General features: G+C 64.1%; 23 protein-coding genes. 10 read left to right on the top strand and 13 right to left on the bottom strand.

Translation table 11 applies throughout. The features are described 5' to 3' along the window. Positions 1–21: 21 nt before the first annotated feature. From mraZ to AC1Q61_RS14745, 3 genes are all read right to left on the bottom strand, one after another. On the bottom strand, positions 22–453 hold the full coding sequence (gene mraZ, locus AC1Q61_RS14755; protein WP_003941779.1) for a division/cell wall cluster transcriptional repressor MraZ: 432 nt from the start codon (positions 451–453) through the stop codon (positions 22–24). Between the two features lie 556 nt (positions 454–1,009). Next, on the bottom strand, positions 1,010–1,456 hold the full coding sequence (locus tag AC1Q61_RS14750) for an SCO2097 family morphological protein (RefSeq protein ID WP_003941660.1): 447 nt from the start codon (positions 1,454–1,456) through the stop codon (positions 1,010–1,012). Positions 1,457–1,693: 237 nt separating this feature from the next. Continuing rightward, positions 1,694–2,245, bottom strand: a complete 552-nt coding sequence (locus AC1Q61_RS14745) for an SAV_6107 family HEPN domain-containing protein (protein WP_223304500.1) — start codon at positions 2,243–2,245, stop codon at positions 1,694–1,696. Positions 2,246–2,392: 147 nt separating this feature from the next. Here AC1Q61_RS14745 and AC1Q61_RS14740 point away from each other — a divergent pair, with 147 nt between their 5' ends. The 3 genes from AC1Q61_RS14740 (at position 2,393) to AC1Q61_RS14730 (ending at position 5,458) form a co-directional block, all read left to right on the top strand. Continuing rightward, complete coding sequence (locus AC1Q61_RS14740; protein WP_042921844.1) at positions 2,393–2,998, top strand: GNAT family N-acetyltransferase; 606 nt, start codon at positions 2,393–2,395, stop codon at positions 2,996–2,998. Next, entirely contained in the window at positions 2,995–4,593 is a 1,599-nt protein-coding gene (locus AC1Q61_RS14735; RefSeq protein WP_042452826.1) for a phytoene desaturase family protein, read from the top strand. Before AC1Q61_RS14740 ends, AC1Q61_RS14735 begins: the two co-directional genes overlap by 4 nt. Positions 4,594–4,663: 70 nt before the next feature. Then, positions 4,664–5,458, top strand: coding sequence for an LppM family (lipo)protein (locus tag AC1Q61_RS14730; RefSeq protein WP_063892119.1), 795 nt, complete (start codon positions 4,664–4,666; stop codon positions 5,456–5,458). Between the two features lie 47 nt (positions 5,459–5,505). On the opposite strand, the gene AC1Q61_RS14725 is transcribed toward AC1Q61_RS14730, so the two are convergent. Continuing rightward, the gene (locus AC1Q61_RS14725) at positions 5,506–6,495 is read right to left on the bottom strand and encodes a methylenetetrahydrofolate reductase (RefSeq protein WP_003941803.1); all 990 of its coding nucleotides are present in this window, start codon (positions 6,493–6,495) and stop codon (positions 5,506–5,508) included. A gap of 170 nt (positions 6,496–6,665) precedes the next feature. Here AC1Q61_RS14725 and AC1Q61_RS14720 point away from each other — a divergent pair, with 170 nt between their 5' ends. The 4 genes from AC1Q61_RS14720 to AC1Q61_RS14705 all read left to right on the top strand — a co-directional run bounded on the left by AC1Q61_RS14720 (position 6,666) and on the right by AC1Q61_RS14705 (position 12,031). Then, positions 6,666–7,805, top strand: a complete 1,140-nt coding sequence (locus tag AC1Q61_RS14720) for a polyprenyl synthetase family protein (RefSeq protein WP_080726734.1) — start codon at positions 6,666–6,668, stop codon at positions 7,803–7,805. 2 nt (positions 7,806–7,807) lie between these two features. Continuing rightward, entirely contained in the window at positions 7,808–9,400 is a 1,593-nt protein-coding gene (gene crtI, locus AC1Q61_RS14715; RefSeq protein WP_030537040.1) for a phytoene desaturase family protein, read from the top strand. Between the two features lie 98 nt (positions 9,401–9,498). Further along, positions 9,499–11,076 carry an alpha-(1->6)-mannopyranosyltransferase A gene (locus AC1Q61_RS14710; protein WP_003941737.1) on the top strand — a complete coding sequence of 526 codons (1,578 nt, stop codon included), beginning with the start codon at positions 9,499–9,501 and terminating at the stop codon, positions 11,074–11,076. Positions 11,077–11,086: 10 nt separating this feature from the next. Then, positions 11,087–12,031: a phytoene/squalene synthase family protein gene (locus tag AC1Q61_RS14705; protein WP_042921846.1), complete on the top strand. Its 945-nt coding sequence runs from the start codon at positions 11,087–11,089 to the stop codon at positions 12,029–12,031. Positions 12,032–12,051: 20 nt separating this feature from the next. Here the strand turns inward: AC1Q61_RS14705 and AC1Q61_RS14700 are convergent, their stop codons facing one another. Then, positions 12,052–12,420 (bottom strand): Rv2175c family DNA-binding protein, encoded by a 369-nt coding sequence (locus AC1Q61_RS14700; RefSeq protein ID WP_003941747.1) that lies wholly within the window; start codon positions 12,418–12,420, stop codon positions 12,052–12,054. Between the two features lie 303 nt (positions 12,421–12,723). Between AC1Q61_RS14700 and pknB the strand changes: the two genes are divergently transcribed. Beyond that, the gene (gene pknB / locus AC1Q61_RS14695; protein WP_492650923.1) at positions 12,724–14,787 is read left to right on the top strand and encodes a Stk1 family PASTA domain-containing Ser/Thr kinase; all 2,064 of its coding nucleotides are present in this window, start codon (positions 12,724–12,726) and stop codon (positions 14,785–14,787) included. A gap of 27 nt (positions 14,788–14,814) precedes the next feature. Then, complete coding sequence (locus AC1Q61_RS14690; RefSeq protein WP_003941706.1) at positions 14,815–15,243, top strand: protein-tyrosine phosphatase family protein; 429 nt, start codon at positions 14,815–14,817, stop codon at positions 15,241–15,243. An 84-nt stretch (positions 15,244–15,327) separates the two neighbouring features. Here AC1Q61_RS14690 and AC1Q61_RS14685 read toward each other — a convergent pair whose 3' ends face one another. The 8 genes from AC1Q61_RS14685 to AC1Q61_RS14650 form a co-directional block, all read right to left on the bottom strand. After that, a complete protein-coding gene (locus AC1Q61_RS14685; RefSeq protein ID WP_007730070.1) occupies positions 15,328–16,713 on the bottom strand; it encodes a class II 3-deoxy-7-phosphoheptulonate synthase in 1,386 nt (461 codons plus the stop codon). Between the two features lie 90 nt (positions 16,714–16,803). Further along, positions 16,804–17,295, bottom strand: coding sequence for a polyadenylate-specific 3'-exoribonuclease AS (locus AC1Q61_RS14680; protein ID WP_003941683.1), 492 nt, complete (start codon positions 17,293–17,295; stop codon positions 16,804–16,806). A gap of 66 nt (positions 17,296–17,361) precedes the next feature. Then, positions 17,362–18,168: a lysophospholipid acyltransferase family protein gene (locus AC1Q61_RS14675; protein ID WP_003941692.1), complete on the bottom strand. Its 807-nt coding sequence runs from the start codon at positions 18,166–18,168 to the stop codon at positions 17,362–17,364. 94 nt (positions 18,169–18,262) lie between these two features. Then, entirely contained in the window at positions 18,263–19,303 is a 1,041-nt protein-coding gene (locus AC1Q61_RS14670) for an ROK family protein (RefSeq protein WP_020969875.1), read from the bottom strand. 124 nt (positions 19,304–19,427) lie between these two features. Next, entirely contained in the window at positions 19,428–19,823 is a 396-nt protein-coding gene (locus AC1Q61_RS14665; protein WP_042453569.1) for a hypothetical protein, read from the bottom strand. Further along, the gene (locus AC1Q61_RS14660) at positions 19,820–21,070 is read right to left on the bottom strand and encodes an ArsA family ATPase (protein WP_042921849.1); all 1,251 of its coding nucleotides are present in this window, start codon (positions 21,068–21,070) and stop codon (positions 19,820–19,822) included. Before AC1Q61_RS14660 ends, AC1Q61_RS14665 begins: the two co-directional genes overlap by 4 nt. Beyond that, a complete protein-coding gene (locus tag AC1Q61_RS14655; protein WP_003941701.1) occupies positions 21,071–21,508 on the bottom strand; it encodes an SRPBCC family protein in 438 nt (145 codons plus the stop codon). It lies immediately after the preceding gene. 63 nt (positions 21,509–21,571) lie between these two features. Then, positions 21,572–21,958, bottom strand: a complete 387-nt coding sequence (locus AC1Q61_RS14650) for an SRPBCC family protein (protein WP_003941776.1) — start codon at positions 21,956–21,958, stop codon at positions 21,572–21,574. Positions 21,959–22,117: 159 nt separating this feature from the next. Between AC1Q61_RS14650 and AC1Q61_RS14645 the strand changes: the two genes are divergently transcribed. Continuing rightward, positions 22,118–23,929 (top strand): AMP-dependent synthetase/ligase, encoded by a 1,812-nt coding sequence (locus AC1Q61_RS14645; RefSeq protein ID WP_047887999.1) that lies wholly within the window; start codon positions 22,118–22,120, stop codon positions 23,927–23,929. Positions 23,930–23,944: the final 15 nt, after the last annotated feature.

Genomic DNA, 23,944 nt, shown 5'->3' with positions numbered 1-23,944 from the left:
CATTCGCCGGGGGCTCTTCGCCTAGACGATCTCGCTGAGAGATTCGCCTGTTGCCTGCGAATAGTCCTCTTCGTTGTCTCCGAGATACCTCTCCCAGGCTGCTAGATCCCAGATCTCGAGGTAATCGACGGAGCCGGTCACTACGCATTCCTTGGACAGGTTTGCGTAACGCCGATGATCAGCCGAGAGGGTGATTCGCCCCTGGGCATCGGCGTGCTGTTCATCTGTGCCGGCGGCCAGAGCACGGACATACGCCCGAGCTGCCGGATCATTGCGTGGAGCTGCCGCTGCCTTTCGAGCAAGCTTGACGAACTCGTCCCGGGGGTAGATGGCGAGGCTGTGATCCTGACTCTTGGTGATCATCAATCCTCCTGCCAGTTCGTCTCGGAACTTTGCCGGCAACGTGAGCCGACCTTTGTCGTCGAGCTTCGGCGTGAAGGTACCGAGGAACACTCGACACCTCCTGCGAGCTTGCGCTGAAACCCTCCCTATCGAGCGGATCGTGCTTCAGCTCTCCGCCCGAACCCACAGTACCCCACTTTCCCCCACAAACAAGGAGCACATGGTCCCTATTCAGCATCATTTGCTGATAAATAGCAGGTCAGCGCAGGTGGGGAGACGTGGGGGAAATTTGTAACCGTGTCCCGGCCCACACCGCCGTCAGATCGACCCTTTACGCCACGATCTGTTGCTCCCCCACACAAAATCGCAGTACAAGCGCGGTTTTCGAATAGACGTGAGCGGGACGAGGTCTGGTCGTGCGTTGCAGTTCGACCAGGGTGGAGGAAAGTGGAGGGCCGAGTGGAGCGAAGTGGAGGAAGCCCGCGGGCATGCCCTGAGGCAGCAGGAGTGGCGAGTGATTCGCTCGCACGTCACTGATTCACTCGATGGATTGCCGGCGCACACGTACAACACCCACAGCAACGGCGTGTGGTCGTCCGTGCCCTGAAGAGGGCGTCACGTCCGAACTGCATCACTCTCGAAGTACGCCCGAAGAAGGGCGGGAGAGCTAGTCCTGCTCGAACCTGCGTTTGAATCGATCTTCCATCCGCGACGAGAATCCACCGCCGGACTTCCGGCCGCGTCCCCGCCCGGATCCGCCGGCACTACCCCTACCCGGCGGACCGGAGGGATGATTGCCACCTTCGGAAGCGGAGTCGGCGGCCGGCGCAGACTTACGTCCACCACCCCAGAGGAACAACACCCCTGCGCCGAACATGAACAAGAAACCGAACAGGCTGATGATCGGAAAACCGCCCGGCTTGAGCGGGAGTGCAACCCCCGCGATCAGCAGGACCAGACCCAGCACGAATAGAGCCGCTGCTTGGAACCGCCGTCTACTCGACGGCGCCCGCATACGGCCGCCCCTCACATTGGAGGCGAACTTGGGGTCTTCGGCATAGAGAGCGCTCTCGATCTGATCGAGCATGCGCTGCTCGTGCTCGGAGAGTGGCACGGTACCTCCCCCGGCACTGGAAGTTTGGCAACCACCCCACGGTGTGAGGCGGCGGGTAATCAAGTTGGACGATTACCTGTTTTCATAATACGAGCAGTTTAGGTCTCGGACCACCAACTCCGGGTACGAGTTCCGCCACAAGCGTACGTATTCGTGCCGAAGGGCCCCGATTCGGCTCCATTTGCCTGTGCGGACCAGGAAATTCCCCGGAAACAACTGCCGACACGGACCATTTGTTCACGACGCTCGCAAATGCTCGGACGCGTCCTGACCGATGAAATCTTCGACCGCCGTGAGAAAACGGCCGACCTCGGCGAAGAATGCGTCGGAATCGGAGTCCGTGATCACGATCGACACGCCGGTTTCCACGGCCGCACGCGTAGAGGACCACCCTGCGAAGAACTTCGACCACGCTCCGAACGCGGGCGCTGCGGCGTCCATCAGAACCCACGCGTTTCCGCTTCGCTTGCGCTTCGAGCCGGCACCGGCAGGAGCTGCGGCCAACACTGCCCCGGCACCACGTAGGGCCGCCAGGTAGGCACACCGGAACCGGTCGGCAGGATCGCCCGCCCCAATCGCTTCCTCGAGAAGCGCATCCGCCTTCCGGAGCAGCCCCCACGCCACACCGGACTTTCCCACTCGAGCAGTGCGGTCGCTGGCGTCCCTCGCGCCGAAGGACCGCCTCGCCGACATCGGCAATCGAGAAATTGCGGCATCCGACGGACTCGACAACTCGGCAGGAAGAGTTCGTTGGCACTTCACACGTTCAGGCTTCACACGCTCGGACATCGGGGCACCTCCTGCACCGTGAGGATCCAAGACCAGGTGGGCCGGAGATGCCCGCTTCCCTTCGGGCATCTCCGGATCACCCACATCGAACATCTGTTCGACCTATTCAATATAACTGCACCCACCGACACGCCGTCAAGAGAAGAGGTGAGACCGGTCGACCCGCAGATCGCCTGGACACCACATACGGTCGACCTCGATCGCGCAGAATTCGCGAGTCGACTCCACGAGGCACTGGCCGTGTACGTCACCGCGATGGACTATCCGCGAGGAACCGAGTTCCATCGCGCACCGATGTGGCAGGAGCACGCGAACCGGCCTGGCTGGAAGGCAGTCGGCGCTTTGGCGGTTCCTCAGCAACCGTCACACGAAAATCTGCCGCTGGTGGGGATCGCTTACGGGTATCGCGGGAGCCCGGACCAGTGGTGGCATCAACAGGTACTGCACGGGCTTCGGCGCTCGGGTCGTCCCCAGAGCGAGATCGACGCGATTCTGAGCGACTACTTCGAACTCACCGAACTCCACGTGCATCCGAGCGGACAAGGTCACCGGTTGGGCGAATCGCTCTTGCGTCACCTCCTCGTCGATCGACCCGAACGTAGTGTTCTGTTGTCGACACCCGAGGTGTACGACGAGGACAACCGAGCCTGGCGGCTGTACCGTCGCCTCGGCTTTCGTGACGTGCTCCGCAGATTTCGTTTTGCCGGCGACAACCGGCCGTTCGCAGTCCTCGGCCGTGGACTGCCGCTGTGAGCGCGCTTCTCGACGCCGTCGTCGTCGGCTCCGGACACAACGCGCTCGTATCGGCCGCCTACCTCGCACGCGAGGGTTGGTCGGTCGAGGTTCTGGAGAAGGACACGGTTCTCGGCGGCGCCGTCTCGACCGTCGAGCGATTTCCCGGATACAAGGTGGACCGGGGGTCGTCGGCACACCTCATGATCCGACACAGCGGCATCATCGAGGAACTCGGACTCGGCGCGCACGGACTGCGCTACATCGACTGTGACCCGTGGGCGTTCGCGCCGCCCGCCCCGGGCACCGACGGGCCGGGCATCGTGTTTCACCGCGACCTCGACGCAACCTGCTGGTCCATCGAACGAGCATGCGGGACAAAGGACGCCGACTCCTACCGGCGATTCGTCGCGGTCTGGTCGGAGCGCAGTCGACATGTCATGAAAGCGTTTTCCGCACCGCCCACCGGATCGAACCTGATCGGTGCGTTCGGAGGTCTCGCCACCGCACGCGGCAACAGCGAACTGTCTCGGCAGTTCCTCGCGCCTGGCGACGCACTGCTCGACGAGTATTTCGACAGTGAGGCACTCAAAGCAGCGCTTGCGTGGTTCGGCGCCCAGTCCGGGCCTGCGATGTCGGAACCGGGAACCGCTCCGATGGTCGGCTTCGCGGCCCTCATGCACGTCTTGCCGCCAGGGCGAGCAGTCGGTGGAAGCGGCGCACTGAGTGCTGCGCTGGCCTCCCGGATGGCTGTCGACGGCGCCACCGTCGCGCTCGGTGACGGCGTGACGTCTATCCGCCGAAACTCGAGTCACTGGACCGCCACAACCGAGAGCGGTCGAGAAGTTCACGCTCGCAAGGTAATCGCCGGGTGCCACATCCTGACCACGCTCGACCTCCTGGGCCGAGGGGGCTTCGACCGAACCACGCTCGATCACTGGCGGCGGAAAATCAGGGTCGGCCCCGGCATCGGCGCGGTACTTCGACTGGCGACATCCGCGCTTCCGTCGTACCGCGGCGACGCCACGACACGGGAAAGTACCTCGGGATTGCAATTACTCGTCTCCGATCGCGCACACTTGCGCACTGCACACGGCGCAGCACTGGCGGGGGAACTTCCTCCTCGCCCTGCGGTTCTCGGAATGAGTTTCAGCGGAATCGATCCCACGATCGCCCCGGCCGGTCGGCATCAGGTGACACTGTGGTCGCAGTGGCAACCGTATCGCCTCAGCGGACATCGCGATTGGGCATCGGTCGCCGAGGCGGAGGCCGACCGGATCGTCGGCGAGATGGAGGCTTTCGCACCCGGGTTCGCCGATTCCGTCCTCGACCGGTTCATTCAGACTCCCCGGGACATCGAGTCGGAATTGGGGATGATCGGCGGAAATGTCATGCACGTCGAGATGTCACTCGATCAGATGATGTTGTGGCGACCGCTTCCGGAACTGTCCGGCCATCGTGTTCCGGGAGCAGACGGGTTGTATCTGACCGGAGCATCGACTCATCCCGGTGGCGGTGTGTCCGGAGCCAGCGGTCGCAGTGCGGCTCGAATCGCACTGTCGGACAGCCGCCGGGGCGCGACTCGTCGTTGGATGCGTCGTTCGAGCAGGTCGTGAAGGTCACCCGCCGAACTTCACCCGCCGACACGCCCCCGCCTCGATGACTGGCTACGCCACGGCTGGCACGATGACCACTGTGCAACAGTCCACCGATCCCGCCGCCAAGCCGACCAGTCGGAAACGTTTCCTGACGGTTGCCGCGCTCGCCCTCATGCTTGTTCCCTTGCTGGCCGGGTGCATCCGCGTGCAGGTGTCGATGGGAGTGTCCGCGAACGATCGTGTGACCGGACAGGTGGTAGCTGCCGCTATTCCGGCGAACGAGGCGGACAAGGGTCCGCAGCTGACCCCACCTTCGTCGCTGGAGGACAAGATACGGGTTCAGGAGTACAAGAAGGACGGGTACGTCGGCAGCCAAGCGTTCTTCAGCGACTTGTCCTTCGGTGACGTCGCCCAACTGGGCTCCATGTACGCCGAGGGGTCCGGGTCGTTCCAGATCACCCTCAAGCGATCCGGGGACACCGTCACGCTCGACGGCAAGGCAGACCTGAAGACGGTTCCGACTCAGGGCGCCGACGTCCAGGTCAGCATCGCCTTCCCGGCACGGGTCGGCACGACCAACGGAACACGAGACGGCGATTCCCGGGTGTCGTGGACCTTGCCCGCCGGCGAGGTGTCCACGATGCGCGCCGAGGTCAACTACGCGGACCCAAGCACCCGAAGCTTCGCCGGGTGGGCAGGAATCATGGCCGGGCTGGCGCTCGGTGTCGCGATTGTCGTCGGTGCAATGGCCTGGATGGCGCGCAATCGAGCACCGATCAAGCGCGCGCCGGCCGCGAAAGCACCGGTCATGAAGACGCCTGTCACGAAATCACCTGCCAGCAAGCAAGCTGACAACAGGAATCCGAAAAACACCACGAAGTAGCGCCTGGCGATTGCCCCCCTCGATTGGTGTCGAGCGGGGCAACGGGATCAGACGGCTTGTGCTGTCCCGACAGAGGTGTCGGGGGTGAGACCGAGTCGCTCGAGGACCTCACTGGTGGCGCGCGCAAAGTTCAAAGTGATGAAGTGCAGGCACGGAGCGCCTTCAGCGATCAACCGCTCACCCATCTCGGTGGCCAGATCGATGCCGAGTTCGCGGACCGCTGCACGGTTCTCGTCCGGACCGCTTCCGGCCGCGGCGTCGAATCGACGCTCGAGAGCGGGGGGCAATGACGAGCCCGAGAGCTCGAGCATGCGCCGCACCGAGCGTAGCGACGTCACCGGCATGATCTCCGGGATGATCGGCTTGGCGCCCTGTTCTGCGTCGTACGCACTCACCCGGTCACGAAGACGCAGGTAGTCCTCCACGTCGAAGAACATCTGTGTGATCGAGTACTCGGCGCCGGCACGCAACTTCGACACCAGGTACTTCGTGTCGTACGCCAAGTCCGGAGCGCGATAGTGCCCCTCGGGGAACGACGCGACGCCGACGTGGAAGTCGCCCAGGTCACGGACCATCCGTACGAGTTCCTCGGCGTACTCGACGCCTTCGGGATGCTTCTTCCATTCGCCGAGCGGATCGCCGGGCGGATCGCCGCGCAATACGAGGATGTTGCTGATCCCACGATCGGCGTAGGCACCGACCATGGCGCGAAGCTCTTCGGTGCTGTGTGAGACAGCAGTCAGGTGAGCAACCGGCAGCAGGGTCGTCTCTTCGGCAAGTTCGCCGGTGACACGCACCGTACGATCGCGCGTCGAGCCACCTGCGCCGTAGGTCATCGAGACGAACGCCGGTCCGAGCCGCTCGAACGTACGCACCGCACGCCACAGGCGCGCTTCGGCGTCCGCGTCACGCGGCGGCGAAAACTCGACCGAGAACGGAATACGGCTACCTGTCGAGGAAGCGATCCGATCGACGATCGACGGTGTTCGGGTGGCCCACCCCTCGCTGGAGCGGCCCCTGACTGGATCGAATGTCACCGGTCAAGCATATGTTTTCCAGCTGCAAACAAGCTCATCGCCCAGTACTGCGTATCCCGAATGTCAGGATCGCGCAGTTCACGGCCCGACCCGCCGTTGATTCCAACCCCTACTAAGCTGGGCCCCAAGCTCGCTTCCGTGTAACCATCCGGCGCGAGAACATACCGATCTTGGAGGCCACCCTGTCCGCAGGAACCGCGCGCGTTGGACAGAGTTCGACCAACACCGCACCGCATCCGACCTCACTCGAACTGCCAGGTCTGTTCGAAGCAGCGCTCCGCGACTTCTTCGCTTCACGCCGCGAACTCGTCTCGAACATAGGCGGTGGATACGAGGAGGCCGTCAGCACCCTCGAGGCCTTCGTCCTGCGCGGAGGAAAGCGCGTCCGACCGTCGTTCGCCTGGACGGGATGGCTCGGCGCCGGAGGCGACCCGAACGGTAAGGGCGCAGACGCGGTGATTCGTGCGTGCGCCGCCCTCGAACTGGTGCAGGCCTGCGCGCTCGTCCACGACGACATCATCGACGCATCCACGACCAGGCGCGGCTTCCCGACCGTTCATGTCGAATTCGAGGACCAGCACCGAGACGAGGAGTGGAGCGGCGATTCCGCGCACTTCGGCGAGGCCGTCGCCATTCTTCTCGGCGACCTGGCCTTGGCCTGGGCGGACGACATGATCCGAGAATCCGGGATCAGCCCCGAGGCGGCCGCACGTGTCAGCCCGGTCTGGTCGGCAATGCGCACCGAGGTGCTCGGTGGCCAATTCCTCGACATCAGCAATGAAGCCCGAGGCGACGAGACCGTCGAGGCAGCCATGCGGGTCAACCGCTACAAGACCGCCGCGTACACGATCGAACGCCCACTGCACCTCGGCGCCGCGCTGTTCGGTGCGGACGCCGAGTTGGTCGACGCCTACCGGACCTTCGGCACGGACATCGGTATCGCCTTCCAACTTCGCGACGACCTGCTCGGTGTCTTCGGAGATCCGTCCGTCACGGGCAAACCGTCGGGCGACGATCTCATCGCCGGTAAGCGAACTGTCCTGTTCGCGATGGCGCTTGCCCGCGCCGACGCCGCAGATCCGGCGGCAGCAGAACTGCTCCGCAACGGAATCGGCACGCAGCTGACCGACACCGAGGTCGACACTCTGCGCCAGGTGATCACCGATCTGGGCGCCGTCACCGACGTCGAAACGCAGATCGACACCCTCGTCGAGGCAGCTGCGAACGCCCTCGACTCGAGCACGGCAACGGCAGAGTCCAAGGCTCGCCTGACCGACATGGCGATCGCGGCCACGAAGCGAAGCTACTGACCGTGGCACACGTGCACCGCACTCGAACCGTCAGCTCGCCGACCGATCGAGTCGTGATCGTCGGCGCGGGACTTGCCGGACTGTCTGCGGGGTTGTATCTGCGTGGCGCCGGCCGCGACGTCACGATTCTCGAGAGCAACAGCTCGGTCGGTGGGCGAGTCGGTGTCTACCAGGGCAATGACTACAGCATCGACAACGGCGCAACGGTGCTCACGATGCCCGAACTCGTCGAAGACGCCCTTGCGGCCGTCGGCGCCGACCCAGCCTCGACAAACCCCAAATTCGTTGTGCACAAGCTCGATCCGACGTACCACGCGCGATTCGCAGACGGCACCGCTCTCGATGTCCACGCCGACCCAGAAGACATGGCTGCCGAAGTCTCCCGTGTCTGCGGGCCGGAAGAAGCGCAGCGATACCGTGCGTTGCGGCGATGGCTGAACCGGATCTTCGACGCGGAATTCGACCGCTTCATGGACGCCGACTTCGATTCTCCCCTCGGACTGGTCAATTCGCGTGACGCAGTCAAAGATCTGAGCCGGCTCGTCGCACTGGGAGGATTCGGGAAACTGGGCGGGCAGGTGGATCGCAAGATCCGCGACCCTCGCCTCCGGCGGATCTTCACCTTCCAAGCGCTGTATGCGGGCGTTGCTCCGTCTCGGGCCCTCGCGGTGTACGGGGCGATCGCTCACATGGACACCTCACTCGGCGTCTACTTCCCCGAGGGCGGGATGCGCACGATCGCCGAGTCGATGGCCGACGCCTTCACCGAGGCCGGCGGAATTCTGCATCTCGGCCGCACTGTCGAACGCCTCGAGGTAAGCGATCGGCGCGTGCACACCGTTCACACACGCGACGGCGAGCGCTTCGACTGTGACGCCGCCGTCCTCACTCCCGACATGGCCGTCACGGACTCGCTCTTGCGCCCGCATACGCGATTGCGTCCGCGCCCGGTGCGTACATCGCCATCCGCTGTCGTGATTCACGGCACTGTTTCCTCCGCGGTCGCCGACGAATGGCCCGCGCAGCGACACCACATGATCGACTTCGGCGAGGCGTGGAAGCGTACCTTCGCCGAGATCACGGCACGCCGCGGCCGCGGGCGACTGATGAGTGATCCGTCACTGCTCGTCACCCGACCGGCACAGACCGATCCGAGCCTGGCCTTCTCGCGAGACGGCCGAATCCGTGAACCGCTGTCAGTCCTCGCGCCGTGTCCGAATCTGGACAGTGCAAGTCTCGACTGGTCGACTCTCGGCCCGCCCTACGTGCGCGAAATCATCCTCACGCTGCAAGAACGTGGCTACACGGGACTGGTCGAAGGGTTCGAGATCGATCACGTCGACACCCCGCAGACCTGGCTCGAGAAGGGCATGGCCGCGGGTAGCCCGTTCGCAGCGGCACACACCTTCACCCAGACGGGGCCGTTCCGACGCAAGAACCTCGCCCGCGGCTTCGACAACGTCGTTCTCGCCGGATCGGGAACCGTTCCGGGGGTGGGAGTACCGACCGTTCTGCTGTCCGGACGGCTCGCCGCCGAACGTATTACCGGTACACGCGAGCGAGCCAGCGCGGTGGGCACTCGTGCGAGCAACTAAACTAGCCCCTCGTAACCGACCATTCATCCACGATTCACCGACTCGGGCGCAGCATGCGCCGATCGACACCGATCTCCTCGGGGGAGGAACCTGCACCGATGACGTCCTCTGCCGCAGCCACTGAAAGACCGTGGCACCTAAGGGCCGCCAATTTCCTTCGGACTCCCGAAGGTCACAGTGCACTGCTCGGTTTCTTCGGCGCAGTCATGATCACTTTCGGCGGATTCGGTGCCGGTAGCGTCCGGCGCCAAGATCCGCTGCTCGAGTCGATGCATCTGTCCTGGCTCCGTTTCGGCCACGGATCGATTCTGTCGGCGGCCATCGTCTGGATCGGTGTCCTGTGCATGATCGCCGCCTGGGTTCGACTGGGCCGCTCGACTCTGCGCGGTGACGTCTCGTTGCGCGGATTGCGCTACGTCGTCCCGGTCTGGACGTTTCCGCTGCTGTTCGCGGTGCCCATGTTCAGCCGTGACGCCTACTCCTACCTGGCGCAAGGCGCGTTGTTGCGCAACGGCTTCGACCCGTATGCCGTCGGCCCCGTCGTCAATCCGGGAATCCTGCTCGACAACGTCTCCAACGTGTGGACGACGACAACTACCCCGTACGGTCCGGTTCACCTTCTCCTTGCCGACGCCATCGTTCGGCTGACCGGTGAGAACGTCATCGCCGGCACGATGCTGTTGCGGATCACGATGCTCCCCGGACTCGCCCTGATGATGTGGGCCGTTCCCCATCTCGCGACGAAGCTCGGCGGAAACACCTCGATCGCCCTGTGGCTCGCAGTACTCAATCCCCTCGTCCTGATCCACCTGATCGGCGGCGTTCACAACGAGATGCTCATGGTCGGCCTCATGGCCGCAGGCATTGCGCTCGCTCTCGAACGCAAGCACCTCTTCGGGATCGGGCTGATCGCGCTTGCCGTCGCGATCAAGGCAACCGCAGGCGTCGCACTTCCCTTCATAGTCTGGATCTGGATGATCCATGAGCGGGAGGACGCCGCAGCGGCCGGGCGAGAACCGGCGTCACCGATCCGATCGTTCGTCAAAACGGCCGGCGCAGGTTTCGCGGTGTTCGTGGCGGTACTCGGATCCACCTCACTGATCGCCGGAGTCGGCCTCGGCTGGACGACGGCACTCTCCGGTTCGGCAAAGATCATCAACTGGCTCTCGCTGCCCACGATCGTGGCGCACATCGGAACCATGGCAACCTCCTGGTTCGCCGGCGACCATTTCAACGACATCCTCGAAGTCTCCCGGACCATCTCGGCGGTTGTGTTGATCGCGATCATCGCCGTCGTGTGGTGGCGCTACCGCAAGACCGAGCGCGACGCCGTCATGGGCATCGTGATCGTGATGGTCGCCATCGTCGTTCTGTCCCCCGCAGCACTCCCCTGGTACTACTCCTGGCCGCTGGCAGTAGCTGCCGGTTTCGCAATGTCGCCGACGACTCTCGCCGTACTGACCGGGCTGTCCACCTGGCTGATGCTGGTGTTCCAGCCGGACGGATCGATCGGCCTGTACACCTTCCCGCACGTGGCTCTGGCCATCGTCGCTGCCGTGATCGCGGCGATGTCCTTGCAGACGGAAGACCCACTGCGACTTCGTGGACGCAAACACGAGAAACCGATCGAAATGACGTCAGCCGCCTCGGCGCCCTCGACGTCAGGATCTGCGTGATCCGCGTGTCATGAACGCACTGCCTGCGTCCTATGAATTCTGCGAGGGCGTGACGAGGGAACACGGCCGAACGTACTTTCTGGCCACCCGGTTGTTGCCCGTACCTCGACGCCGCGCAGTTCACGCGCTCTACGCATTTGCTCGCGTCGTCGACGACATCGTGGACGAACCCTCGGGTCCGCATGAACGAGGCACGGTGCTCGCCGACGTCGAACGTGCAGCCGTCAACGCACTCGACAACCCCACTGCGACAGGTGGCTTCCCGTCGACGGTTCCCCTCGACCTGACACGCGTACTCCCGGCCTTCGCGGATGCTGTGAAGACGTTCGACATCCCGCGCGCATATTTCGACGCCTTCTTCGAGTCCATGCGGATGGACGCCCCCGCCACGGCGAAGTTTCGACCCGTTTACAACACGATGGACGAACTCAGCGAGTACATGTACGGCTCCGCCGTCGTCATCGGTTTGCAGATGCTCCCGATTCTCGGAGTGAGCGTTCCGCAGCAGGAAGCTGTAGTGCCCGCGTCGAATCTCGGTGAGGCGTTTCAGCTGACCAACTTCATCCGCGACGTCGGTGAAGACCTCGACCGGGGACGTCTGTATCTACCGGCGGGCGAGTTCGCCGCCTTCGGGGTCGACATCGAGATGCTCGAGCACGGGCGCAGAACCGGAACGGTGGACGTTCGGGTCAAGCGCGCGCTGGCACACTTCATTGCCGTGACGCGGGGGCGGTATCGGTCTGCCGAATCTGGCATCCCGATGCTCGATCGGCGGGTCCAGCCGTCGATCCGCACGGCTTTCGTGTTGTACGGAGCAATTCTCGACCAGGTCGAGCGCGCCGACTTCCGGATACTGCATCGACGTGTGTCCGTTCCAGGACGCACGCGACTTCGAGTCGCTGCGCCGGGTCTGGTCCGGTCGGCAACCTACGCGGCGAAAAACCGCATGCGGTGAGTTGTCAGAAGGCCGGCAGCTCAGAAAGCCATGGCCTGTGCGCGGCGGATGACCTCACGCGCGAGATCACCATGCAGTGCGTCCACCGGGCGCCCCGGCAGGGAATCGTCGGCCAGGAACAACCAGCGGAGGATTTCGACATCGGTGTAGCCGCCGTCGTGCAGCACCGCCAGCAGACCGGGCAGCCACTTGACGATCTGGCCGTCCTCGCCGAAGAACACTTCGGGGACACCGAGAACGCCATGCCGCTTGACTGCGATGATCTTGTGATCGCGAAGCAACTGGTGAACCTTGCTCACCGGCAACCCGACGTTCTTCGCCACATCCACCAGCTGGAACAGGGAAACCGAAGAATCCAGGACATCATCACAATAAGGAATCGCGCTCACCGCGAGAAGTTTATCCGGTCCGGCGAGCCCGCTGTGTACCGCCCGGTGCAGTGCTCGAAACTGCCGCTCCGCTCAGGTCACAACGCTCTGTGACGTTCTCGAGACTTCCGCGTCGGTATCGCTGGCTACGATGGACGGGATGCGGCGTATCAGTAACCGGGATTTCGCGGTGGATGTAAATCGGTGCCCTCACTGCGGGAACCAGTACGCGGTATACAACCACCCACATGCTGACAGCTACCACCCAGACCGCAAGCACGCAGATCGCAAGCACGGAGGAACAGTCATTACGGAGGTCGAGGGTTGATCGGCGAAATGCTCGAGCGCCGCTATCGAGTGGACGCACCGATCGCGCGCGGCGGTATGTCGACCGTGTATCGAGGCCTCGATACACGGTTGGATCGACCTGTCGCGATCAAGGTGATGGACCCGCAATTCGCCGGCGATCCAGCGTTCCTGACTCGTTTCGAGTTCGAGGCCCGGGCCGTGGCCCGACTCAAGCATCCGGCCCTTGTGGCCGTCTACGACCAAGGCAGCGATCGCAATCACGTGTTCCTCGTGATGGAACTCGTCGACGGTGGAACCTTGCGTGAACTCCTTCGCGAGCGCGGACCGATGCCGCCACACGCAGTCGCTGCAGTCGTGGCACCTGTCCTGGACGCGTTGGCGGTGGCGCATCGAGCGGGACTGGTTCACCGTGACGTCAAACCCGAGAACATCTTGATCTCGGACACCGGCGAAGTGAAGATCGCCGACTTCGGATTGGTGCGTGCAGCTGCGGCAGCAACCACCACCTCCAACAGCGTGATCCTCGGCACCGCGGCCTATCTGTCGCCGGAACAGGTGACGTCAGGAATTGCCGACACTCGAAGCGACGTCTACTCGACCGGCGTGTTGATGTTCGAACTTCTCACCGGTACAACACCGTTCACCGGCGATACGTCACTCTCCATCGCCTACCAACGCATCCACGACGATGTCCCGCGCCCAGGTTCACGTATCCCCGGTGTACCGGCGCAGTTCGATCGTCTGGTCGCCGAAGCCACTCACCGCGAGCCCGCACATCGTTTCGCCGACGCCGGTGAGATGGCAGCTGCACTTCGCAGTGTGAGCGAGCAACTGGAACTTCCGTCATACCGCGTTCCCGCTCCGCGTCGAAGCGCCCAGCACCAGAGCGCGCAAGTTGCCCCGGCCCGGCCACAACCGGCGCCTGCGCCTCCCACGGAGGTACACCCGAACTCTGCTGCGCGCCCGAACCCTGCTGCCACGACGGTATTGGCGTCCGGCGTGGCCCCGGCTGTGGCAGCCACCACGGCGCTCGGCACGGGCTCTCCTCCCCCTGGCGGTATCCAGCACACTCGCGCGGTCACCGCACAAACTGCTCGTCCGGCGACGGTCGACGGCGACTCGGATTTCGACGACGGTTCCGATTTCGGCGACGACCACCCGGGGCACGACGATCCGCATGCTCATTTTGTCGAGGCACGACGCAAATCGCGACGAGCCACCCTGATCTGGCTGCTCGTCATCGCGGTCCTCGCGCTCACGTTGGGCTTCGGCGGATGGTGGATGGGCTCGGGCCGCTATACAGCTGTTCCCTCGATCGACGGGCTGACCAAGGACACTGCGGTCACCGCTCTGCAGGACGCCGGGCTCTCCCCCGACGTCCAGGGTCAGTACTCCGACGCCCAACCCATCGACACGGTGATCGGGACAGACCCGGCCTCCGGCTCCAGGGTTACCAAAGGCTCGACCGTCGCGCTGCTGACTTCGCTCGGGCGTCCGACTGTCCCGCCCATTCCGGCCGGCGGCGACGCCTCGGCCCTGGGCGCACAACTCGCCGACCGTACTCTCGTCGCGGTCGACGGCGGGGACACATTCAGCTCCAAGATCCCGATCGGCGGCGTGGCCGCGCTCGACCCGGCACCGGGAACCGAAGTTGCCGTGGGCTCCTCGGTCAAGGTCATTACATCCAAAGGGTCACCGCCCGTGGACATTCCCGATGTGAAGGGCATGTCCGAGAACGCTGCGCGCGCCACCCTCGACAAGGTAGGCATCTCAGTCAGCACCACCAGAACAACGTTCGACGACGCCGTCGAGGGCGGTAGCGTGATCGGCACCGATCCCGCAGTCGGGTCCTCCGTCAACGCCGGCACCTCCGTGGTTCTGCTCATCTCCGATTCCGTCAAGGTTCCCTCGCTGATCGGCCGCTCCGTCTCTTCAGCACGCGAAGAACTCGGCCGCCTCGGCCTCGAGATCACCGTGCGTCAGCTCACCCAGAACGACAGCTCGGTCATCATCAGCCAGAGCGTCAAGAACGACCTCGTTGCCAAGGGCACCGACATCAGCGTCGTCGCAATTCCCTGACAGTCCGCTTCGGCCTAATCTGAATTCATGGCCACGTGGGAACCCGAGAGCATTGGGATACTCGACTTGCCGTCGGGGAGATCGATTCGGGGTCGAGGACTCCGCAATCCGCTTCCTTCCGGACCTCTCCCCACCTTCGGCGTCTATCTGACCGGCAAAGAACCTCCCGACACCGAGTGGGAGTCGGAGTGGGTCCGCTGGCGAGATTTCTGGTTGCCGAGCGATCCCGATGCGCTGCGCAGGGCCTTGCACGAAGTGTGGGTGCGCTCGGAAACCGAAAGAGTCGAGATCGCGTGCGGTGGTGGATACGGCCGCACCGGAACAGCGTTGGCCGCTCTTGCCGTCATGGACGGAGTGCCCAGTAAGGACGCCACCGCGTACGTTCGCGCACGTTACTCACCTCGCGCCGTCGAAATGCCCTGGCAGCGCCGATTCGTCACACGATTCACGCAATAGCGAACGCCCCCACCTGCGCGAGCGGGTGAGGGCGTTTGCCGAAAATCGATGCCGGGCGCGAATCAGCTTCGGCGAAGCAAGGTTTCAGCCTCGCAGCATCTCGGCCACGAGGAACGCGAGCTCCAACGACTGTTGGGTGTTCAATCGGGGGTCGCACGCCGTCTCGTAGCGACCGCCGAGATCGAGGTCGGAGATGTCCTGCGCGCCGCCGAGGCACTCGGTGACGTTCTCACCGGTCAGCTCGACGTGGATGCCACCCGGATGCGTGCCGAGACCGTTGTGGACCTCGAAGAATCCCTGAACCTCGTCGACGATGCGGTCGAAGTGGCGCGTCTTGTACCCTGTGGAGGCTTCGTGGGTGTTGCCGTGCATCGGATCGCACTGCCAGATGACCTGGTGACCGGTGGCTTGGACCTTCTCGATGATCGCCGGCAGCAGGTCGCGGACCTTGCCGTTGCCCATGCGCGAGATCAGAGTCAGACGACCTGGCTTGTTGGTGGGGTCGAGACGCTCGACGTATTCCACCGCCATTTCCGGCGTCGTGCTCGGGCCGATCTTGAGGCCGATCGGGTTGGACACCAACTCGGCGAAGGCGATGTGCGCGCCGTCGAGCTGACGAGTGCGGTCACCGATCCAGAGGAAGTGAGCCGACAGGTCGTAGAGCTTGGGGTGATCGCTGTCGTTGTCGAGACGCAGCATCGCGCGCTCGTAGTCGAGAACCAGGGCCTCGTGGCTGGCAAAGATCTGTGCCTGGTGCAGGCTCGGATCGGTGACGCCACACGCGTTCATGAACTGCAGGCCGCGGTCGATCTCGGCTGCCAGTTGCTCGTAGCGTGCGCCCGCGGGAGACGCTGCGACGAATTCGCGGTTCCAATCGTGCACCTTGTGCAGGTCGGCCATGCCGGCGCCGGTGAGTGCGCGAACCAGGTTCATCGCGGCGCTGGCGTTGGCGTATGCACGCACCAGTCGCGAAGGATCGTGGGCGCGGACTGCCTCGTCGGCGACGAGCGAGTTGATCATGTCGCCGCGGTAGGACTTCAGACCCAACGAGTCGATGTCGGCCGAGCGCGGTTTGGCGTACTGGCCGGCGATGCGAGCGACCTTGACGACCGGCATCGAGGAACCGTAGGTGAGCACGACGGCCATCTGCAGCAACGTGCGGATGTTTCCCTTGATGTGCGGCTCGGTGTTGTCCGCGAAGGTCTCGGCGCAGTCACCGCCCTGGAGCAGAAATGCCTCACCACGCGCGACCTGCGCGAGACGCTCTTGCAGCGCCTCGACTTCGCTGGCCACCGTGATGGGAGGCACGCTCTCGAGCACAGTCCGCATGGCGGCCGCCTGGTCAGCGGGCCACGAGGGCTGCTGAGCAGCGGGCTTCGCGAGCGCCTCGTCGAGCTGCTTACGCAGTCCGGCAGGCAGCGGCGGGAGTTCGGGCAAGCGGTCGATCGGCACGTCGACAGTCCAGTTCACCTCTACAGGATATTCGCTCGCTCGTCGGCGCGTCACACAGGCTCTCGATCGCAGCCCAATCGGAACACTTCCCGCGCACCGAAACCTGGGTCAGCGAAGTGACCGTGCAGCCGAAATGGCGTCGAACTTCACGAGGTTGTGCCTGGCGTCGGCAAGTGCGTCGTGTGCGTCGGCGGGCGCCGACGGGAGGGCAGGACTGCCGTTGTCTTCCCAGAACTGTCGGAGTTCGCGGGTGTACCGCGGCATCGACTGCGGTAGTTCCGTCATGTCGCCCCACAACTGGCACAGCGCGACGTGGTCGTAGGCGGCGACCCACGCCCAGAGCTCCGGAACCACCATCGGCCGCGGAACGAAGAATTTCAGAAGATCGTCGCGGATCTTCTCGCGTGATTTCCACAGCGGCGACGAAGGCTGCGGCAACTTCGGCAGCACGTTCTTGCGCACCCAACTACCGGCACGGGCGGGATCGAACTCCGTCGAAACCGCGTAGTACTCTCGGCCGTCCTCACAGACAACGCCGATGGACACGAGATCGATGGTTCGACCGTCTTCGATGAATTCACAGTCGTAGAAGTAGCGCACGTCCGAAAACTATGCCGCACGCGCAGGCTCTGGAGCCAATGCGCGTGCGGCCGGTGTGGGAAATCTCTAGCTGGCTTGTGCGTCCGGGAGCGAATCCTTGTCGGACTTCGCGGATTCCTTCGACTCGGCCGAGGCCACGAGATCGACAACCGACTCGCCGCCTTCCGCCGGAACGTCGACGGCAGCTTCGGGTTTCGTGGGCGCCTGGTTCTTGAGGCTTGCCGCGTAGATGTCCACGTACTCCTGGCCGGAGAGTTTCATCAACTTGTACATCACCTCGTCGGTCACAGCGCGCTCGACGAAGCGGTTTCCGCCCATGCCTTCGAAGCGGGAGAAATCGATGGGTTCGCCGACGATCACGGTGACCTTGGCGGGACGCCACATCCGTGAGCCGATCGGATTCATCTTGTCGGTGCCGACCATCGCTACCGGGATCACCTTGACGCCCGATTCAAGTGCGAGGCGCGCCATTCCGGTCTTGCCCTTGTAGAGGCGACCGTCAGGCGAGCGCGTCCCCTCGGGGTAGATACCCAGCAGGCTGCCCGAACCGAGGACCTTGAGACCGGCGTTGAGTGCATCCTGCGCCGCGTCTGCACCGGTTCGGTCGATGGGGACCTGACCGACCGCGGTGAAGAACCACTTCTGGAAAGCGCCCTTCAGACCGGAACCGGTGAAGTACTCACTCTTGGCAAGGAACGTGATGCGGCGGTTGACGCGAAGCGGAAGGTAGAACGAGTCCAGAACCGCCTGGTGATTGCTGGCCAGAATGGCCGCCCCGTCAGTCGGAATGTTCTCGTGACCCTTGACCGTCGGACGCCCGAGCAGCCAGAGAATCGGCCCCAGCAACACATACTTGAAGAGCCAATACCACACGGCGTCCCTCCCATTCACAGCTGAATTTCGCTGAGTACGACCTTACTGCCGACCGGTAACCCCCGCTACACACGCCCCTGCAGGATCGACCCGATCACAGTCCGGCAGACGTGGTTCCAGCGCCGTCGACCCCACCGAGATCCTGAGGCACTACCGATCGGGCCAAAGCGGCGGCGCCGACCATGCCCGCAGCTTCGCCCAGCTGAGCGGAACGGATGCGGGCCAGTGGGCGGTGCTTCGCCCCGGTCAACAATGTCGCGTATTGCTCGCGGGCGTCGTCGAGAAACAGTGGGGCAGAACTCGCGACGCCGCCGGCGATCACGACCAGATCGGGATCGTAGACGTCACCGACCATGGCCAGACCCACGGCCAGCCAACGGGTGAACTCGGCGATCGTTGCCAGCGCGAGTGGGTCACCGTCCTGCGCGGCGTTGGCGATCCGGCGACCGGTGAGCGAACCAGGATCCACCGCTACCTCGCGCGCCAGGACCGTCGACGCGGCCGGGTCGGCGGCAAGCAGTTCGATTGCCGTGTCGACGAGCGCCGTTCCGCTGCAATAGCGCTCCCAACACCCACGTTTGCCACACGCGCACTGACGCCCGCCCGGAACGACCTGGATGTGGCCCAGTTCGGGAGCGACGCCGTGACTCCCCCGGTACAGCTCACCGTTGATCAGCAGCGCTCCACCGATTCCGGTCCCGATTGCCACCATCACGACATTGCGGCCACCTGCGGCCGCGCCGAATCGGTGCTCCGCGAACGCCGCCGCATTGGCGTCGTGTTCGAGAACGACCGGCAAGCCGAGCCGCTTGCTCAAGTCACTTCCGACCGGCGCGTCCACCCACGGCAAGTGCGGAGCGAACCGAACCGAGCTTCGATCGGAGGTGATGAAGCCGGCGACCGCCAACCCCACGGCCGATACCTCGTGCCTGGTGACCAATTCGCGCACGACGCGATCGAGACCGTCTTCGAGTGCCCTGGCCGACTGCGGGGTCGGGGCTTGAATCATCTCGAGCACTTGTCCGTCGACGTCCACGACGGAGGCCCTGATACTCGTCCCGCCGACGTCGATGCCGACCGTCAAGATGTCGTCCATGGTGGAGTCGGAGACCGCTTTCAAGCGGCGCGCGCTCATCGCGACGATTCCCGCGCGAGCGGCGTCCGCTGGAGTGCGCACCCTGAATCGGTGCCTCGTGCGTCGGTGACCATTGTGTCGATTGTGCTCATCTCGGGCCGTTCGCTCTACCCGGGGTACTGAGTCAGTCCTTGACCGTCACGTTGATCGGGACAAATGCCGCCGTGCGAGTTCGCTCCGCACCTGGCGTCGTCGGACCGCCGTCCGGTCCACGATCGGGACCTGACGGCCCCCCGAGAAACTCGTCGAGAATCTCACGAAGCAACGCAAGGAATGCTGCTGCTTGACCCGCGAGGAATGCCAACAGTTCGTGGTGCTCACCGCGAACCAGTGCGGCGAGGGCGCACACCGGGCACCAGCTGCAGCCGGTGAACACCGGCTGCGTGTCCGTGGACGCCGAGTCACTCGCAACGTCTGCCGTCGCTGCTGCGGCCTTCTGCAGCACCGGTTCCAGGCGCGTCAGAACGGTTTCCGCCAGCGCGCGAAACTCCGCGACGAGGCGCTCGTGCTCTTCGCTCATACCGGCCACACCGCGGGATCCGGGCTGAACCGGATGATCAGGTAACTGCCGTCCAACTCCGCCCCGTTCACGACACAACGACGCAGCACCGACGCCAAACGAACTCTGCGTCGTACGCCGTCTGCTCCCACCAGCACATCGTCCTCCACCCGGCCCAACGACAACGACGACGGATCCACGAGCGGAAGGTACATCCGCATCACGTACACCGAATCGACTCCGGTCCCGGACTCCAACGACACCACGATGTTGTCCGCGGTACCGACGGTGCCCGAATCCGTGCCCGTTCCACCCTCGAACGTGGCCGCGATCTCGCCCAGAGCGGCCAACCCTACCGGTTCGGCGCAAGCGCGTTCGACCGTTGTGACGGACATTCCATCGGTTGATCCACGCAGTTCGTCCACGACGAGTGCCTGAGCCGCCCGGATCGACGCGAGCCACTGCGCCGCCGGTGAATCGTCGACACCCTTCCCGGCGGACGAGTTGAACTGCGGGACAAGGTTGTTGACCACAATCCCGTCAACTCGCAACCCGGCCAGAGCCAGCCCGGACAACGTCCGACGAGTCGCCGCGACCGACACCCCGTCGGCCGACGTCACCACACGCACGCCGGTGTTCTCCCGATCCGAGAGGTGAACCGCGATCCGATCCACCGACGCGAGCACGCGTTCGACGACGGACACGAGCAGGAGCAGCCGCATGTCCGTACCTGTCACAGCGACCATCCGCCTGTGCCGCGGCCACAATCGCTCGAGATACTCCGACACCATCGACGGCGAGCCGAGTATCCGCAGCGCTTCGGCTGCGGCCGGACAGTCCACGATCACGACGTCGTAGTCGCCGCTGTCCGAGAGGTCGACGATCTCGGCGAGCCCGAGCATGTCTTGGATGCCCAGGGATCCCGTCAACTCTTCCGGTTCCAAGCCCTCGAACGACGAACCGTGTTCGTGATCTCCCGCTCCGAAAGTTCCTGCAGCGTCGAGCAACCCCGACAATCCTCGGAACTTGTCCTCGAGGAGCGCTGACGTGTCGAGTTGCCGGACGTCGAGACGCTCGGTGAGAGATGTGGTCGTTCGCGGATTCGGCACGCCCAGGACGTCTGCAAGAGAACCTGCCTGATCGATCGACACGAGCAGCACTCTCGCCCCATCGGTCGCAGCCGACACAGCAGTCGCTGCGGCAAGCGTCGTCGTGCCTACTCCGCCTTTACCGACGAACAGTTGGACGCGCGATCGTTGCTCCGGCACTCAGCCCTCGACTCGCTTCTTCAGTTCCTTCAGAGCTGTGTCGGTGATGATCTTCTCGGCCTTGCGCTTGAACAGTCCGATCATCGGAATCGTCAGGTCGACCGTCAACTCGTAGGTGACCGACGTGGTGCCGTTCGGGCCGGGCTCGAGTGTGTACGAACCGAATTGGGACTTCTGAATCTCGCCCGAGATCAGCTCCCAACTCACCGCCATACCGTCCGGTGCCCACGAATACTGCAGTTCGTAGGTGTCCTTCACCATCCCCGCGTCGAGGACGAAACGTACTCGGTCCGCGCGGCCGCCCTGTCCCGGCGCCGTCACCTCGACGGACTTCGCCGCGGCCACCCACTCGGGGTACCGCTCGAAATCGGCGATGACGTCCATCACGGCGTCGGCAGGAGCGTCGATGCTGATCAACCCCTTGGTCTTCTCGGCCATACGACTGCGCTACCTTCCTTCGTCAAAAGTCCAGAACCTGCACAACGTGCAGTGCTTCGATTATCAGTCCGGTGCTACTCCGGCGGCACGTCCCGCTTCGAGTTCGCGTTTGAGCTGGAACGACATGACCTTGCCATCGACCCGACGCTTGCGGTTCATCCCGGCGAGGTCGAGGGTCGCCAGATCGGACGGCGATACGCCGACCGGCTCACAGTGCAGGAAGTAGTGCGCGATCGTCCCGTCCATGACCGGTTCGAGCCACACCTCCATGGTGCCGACCAGCTGACCTGACACTCCCCAACGGAATCCTGCGGGACCGCGATCTTCCCGGACTTCGAGCTCGAGATCACTGAACCAGCGACGCCACTGCGCGCGCGAGGACAACAGTTCGGCGACCCGCTCGGGCGGGGCGGCGATGAAAGTCTGGTCTGCGACCTGAATGCTGCTCACCGAAGTAGCTTCACATATCGCGTCCGCGAAGCGTCGAGGGGTGTCGCAACACTACATACCGGACAGACTGTAAGCCTGGCCACAACTGCGTCGGACATGCGACTACAGTAGGAGACGAAAACCCTACTCGTCAGTATTTCGCAGTGTCGGAGGTATTTCGTGCCTGAGTTCAGCGCACCCCAGACGTTCACCATTCCCGAGGATGCCTCCGCGGTCGACTCGGTCTTCGCCTTCGCGAAGACGAAGCCGGCGGCGGTTGTCTACAAGCGCAAAGTCGGAAATGCATGGGTCGATGTCACTGCAGGCGATTTCGCCGCTCAGGTGACTGCCGTCGCCAAGGGCCTCATCGCGATCGGCGTCAAGCAGGGCGACCGCGTCGGCCTCATGTCGGCGACGCGTTTCGAATGGCCGCTCGTCGACTACGCCATCTGGGCAGCCGGTGGCGTGACGGTTCCGATCTACGAAACCTCAGCAGCCGAGCAGGTTCGTTGGATTCTCGAGGACTCCGAAGCAATCGACCTCATCGTCGAGAACGACACTCACGCCGCGACCGTGAAGGACGTCGCTGCAGCCGCCCCCGCGCTGCGCACGGTCTACCAGATCGATGCCGCGGCGGGCGGTAAGGGTGTCGTCGAGGAATTGACCGCACTGGGCGCCGACATCTCCGACGAGGACGTCCACGCCCGCGTCGCGGCACTGAAGGCATCCGATCCCGCGACCCTGATCTACACGTCGGGCACCACGGGCCGACCCAAGGGCTGCCAGCTGACGCACTCCAACCTGATTGCCGAGTCGAAGGGCATCCTCGACTCCAACCTCGGCACGCTGCTCAAGACTCCTGGCGTCCGCACGCTGATGTTCTTGCCGCTCGCGCACGTTCTCGCTCGCGCAGTCAGCATCGCGTCGTTCGACGCCGGTGCAGCGCTGGGGCACACGAGTGACATCCCGAACCTCGTTCCGACGTTCGGCGAGTTCAAGCCCGACTTCATCCTCTCGGTGCCGCGCGTGTTCGAGAAGGTCTACAACAGCGCACGCGCCAAGGCGCACGGCGACGGCAAGGGAAAGATCTTCGACGCGGCCGCAGACACCGCCGTCGCGTGGAGCGAGGCGCAGGACAAGGGCGGCGCCGGCATCGTTCTCAAGGCCAAGCACGCTCTCTTCGACAAGCTCGTGTACTCGAAGCTGCGCGCAGCGCTCGGCGGGCAGTGCCAGCTGGCCATTTCCGGTGGTGCACCTCTGGGCGCTCGACTCGGCCACTTCTTCCGCGGTATCGGCGTCACGATCTACGAGGGCTACGGACTGACCGAAACCACCGCGGCCTTCGCCGTCAACACCATCGGCGCACAGAAGGTCGGCTCTGTCGGAAAGCCGTTGGCCGGCAACTCCGTTCGTATCGCAGAAGACGGCGAAATCCTCCTCTCGGGACCGGTGGTCTTCACCGGCTACTGGCGCAACGAGAAGGCCACCGCCGAGTCGATCGAGAACGGCTGGTTCCACACCGGCGACCTCGGCACCGTCGACAAGGACGGCTACATCACCATCACCGGCCGCAAGAAGGAAATCATCGTCACGGCAGGCGGCAAGAACGTCTCCCCCGCTCAGCTCGAGGATTCCCTTCGCGCGCACCCGCTGATCAGCCAGGCCATCGTGGTCGGCGACCAGAAGCCTTTCATCGGCGCCCTCATCACCATCGACGCCGAAGCTCTCCCCGCCTGGAACGAGCGCAACAACAAGGCCGCAGGAACCACAGCGGCCGACCTGGTTTCGGACGGCGAACTGGTCGGCGAAATCCAGGACGCCATCGACGAGGCCAACAAGCTCGTCTCACACGCCGAGGCGATCAAGAAGTTCCGCATTCTTCCGGTCGACTTCTCCGAGGACACAGGCGAACTCACGCCCACGATGAAGCTCAAGCGCAACGTCGTGCACGAGAGCTTTGCCGCCGACATCGAAAAGATCTACGCCAAGTAGTCTTTCGCCGATCAG

The sequence above is a fragment of the Rhodococcus sp. MPR-R1B genome, from assembly GCF_058793255.1.
Note: the sequence above shows the minus strand (reverse complement) of the source record. Positions and strands in the feature narration are given on the sequence as shown.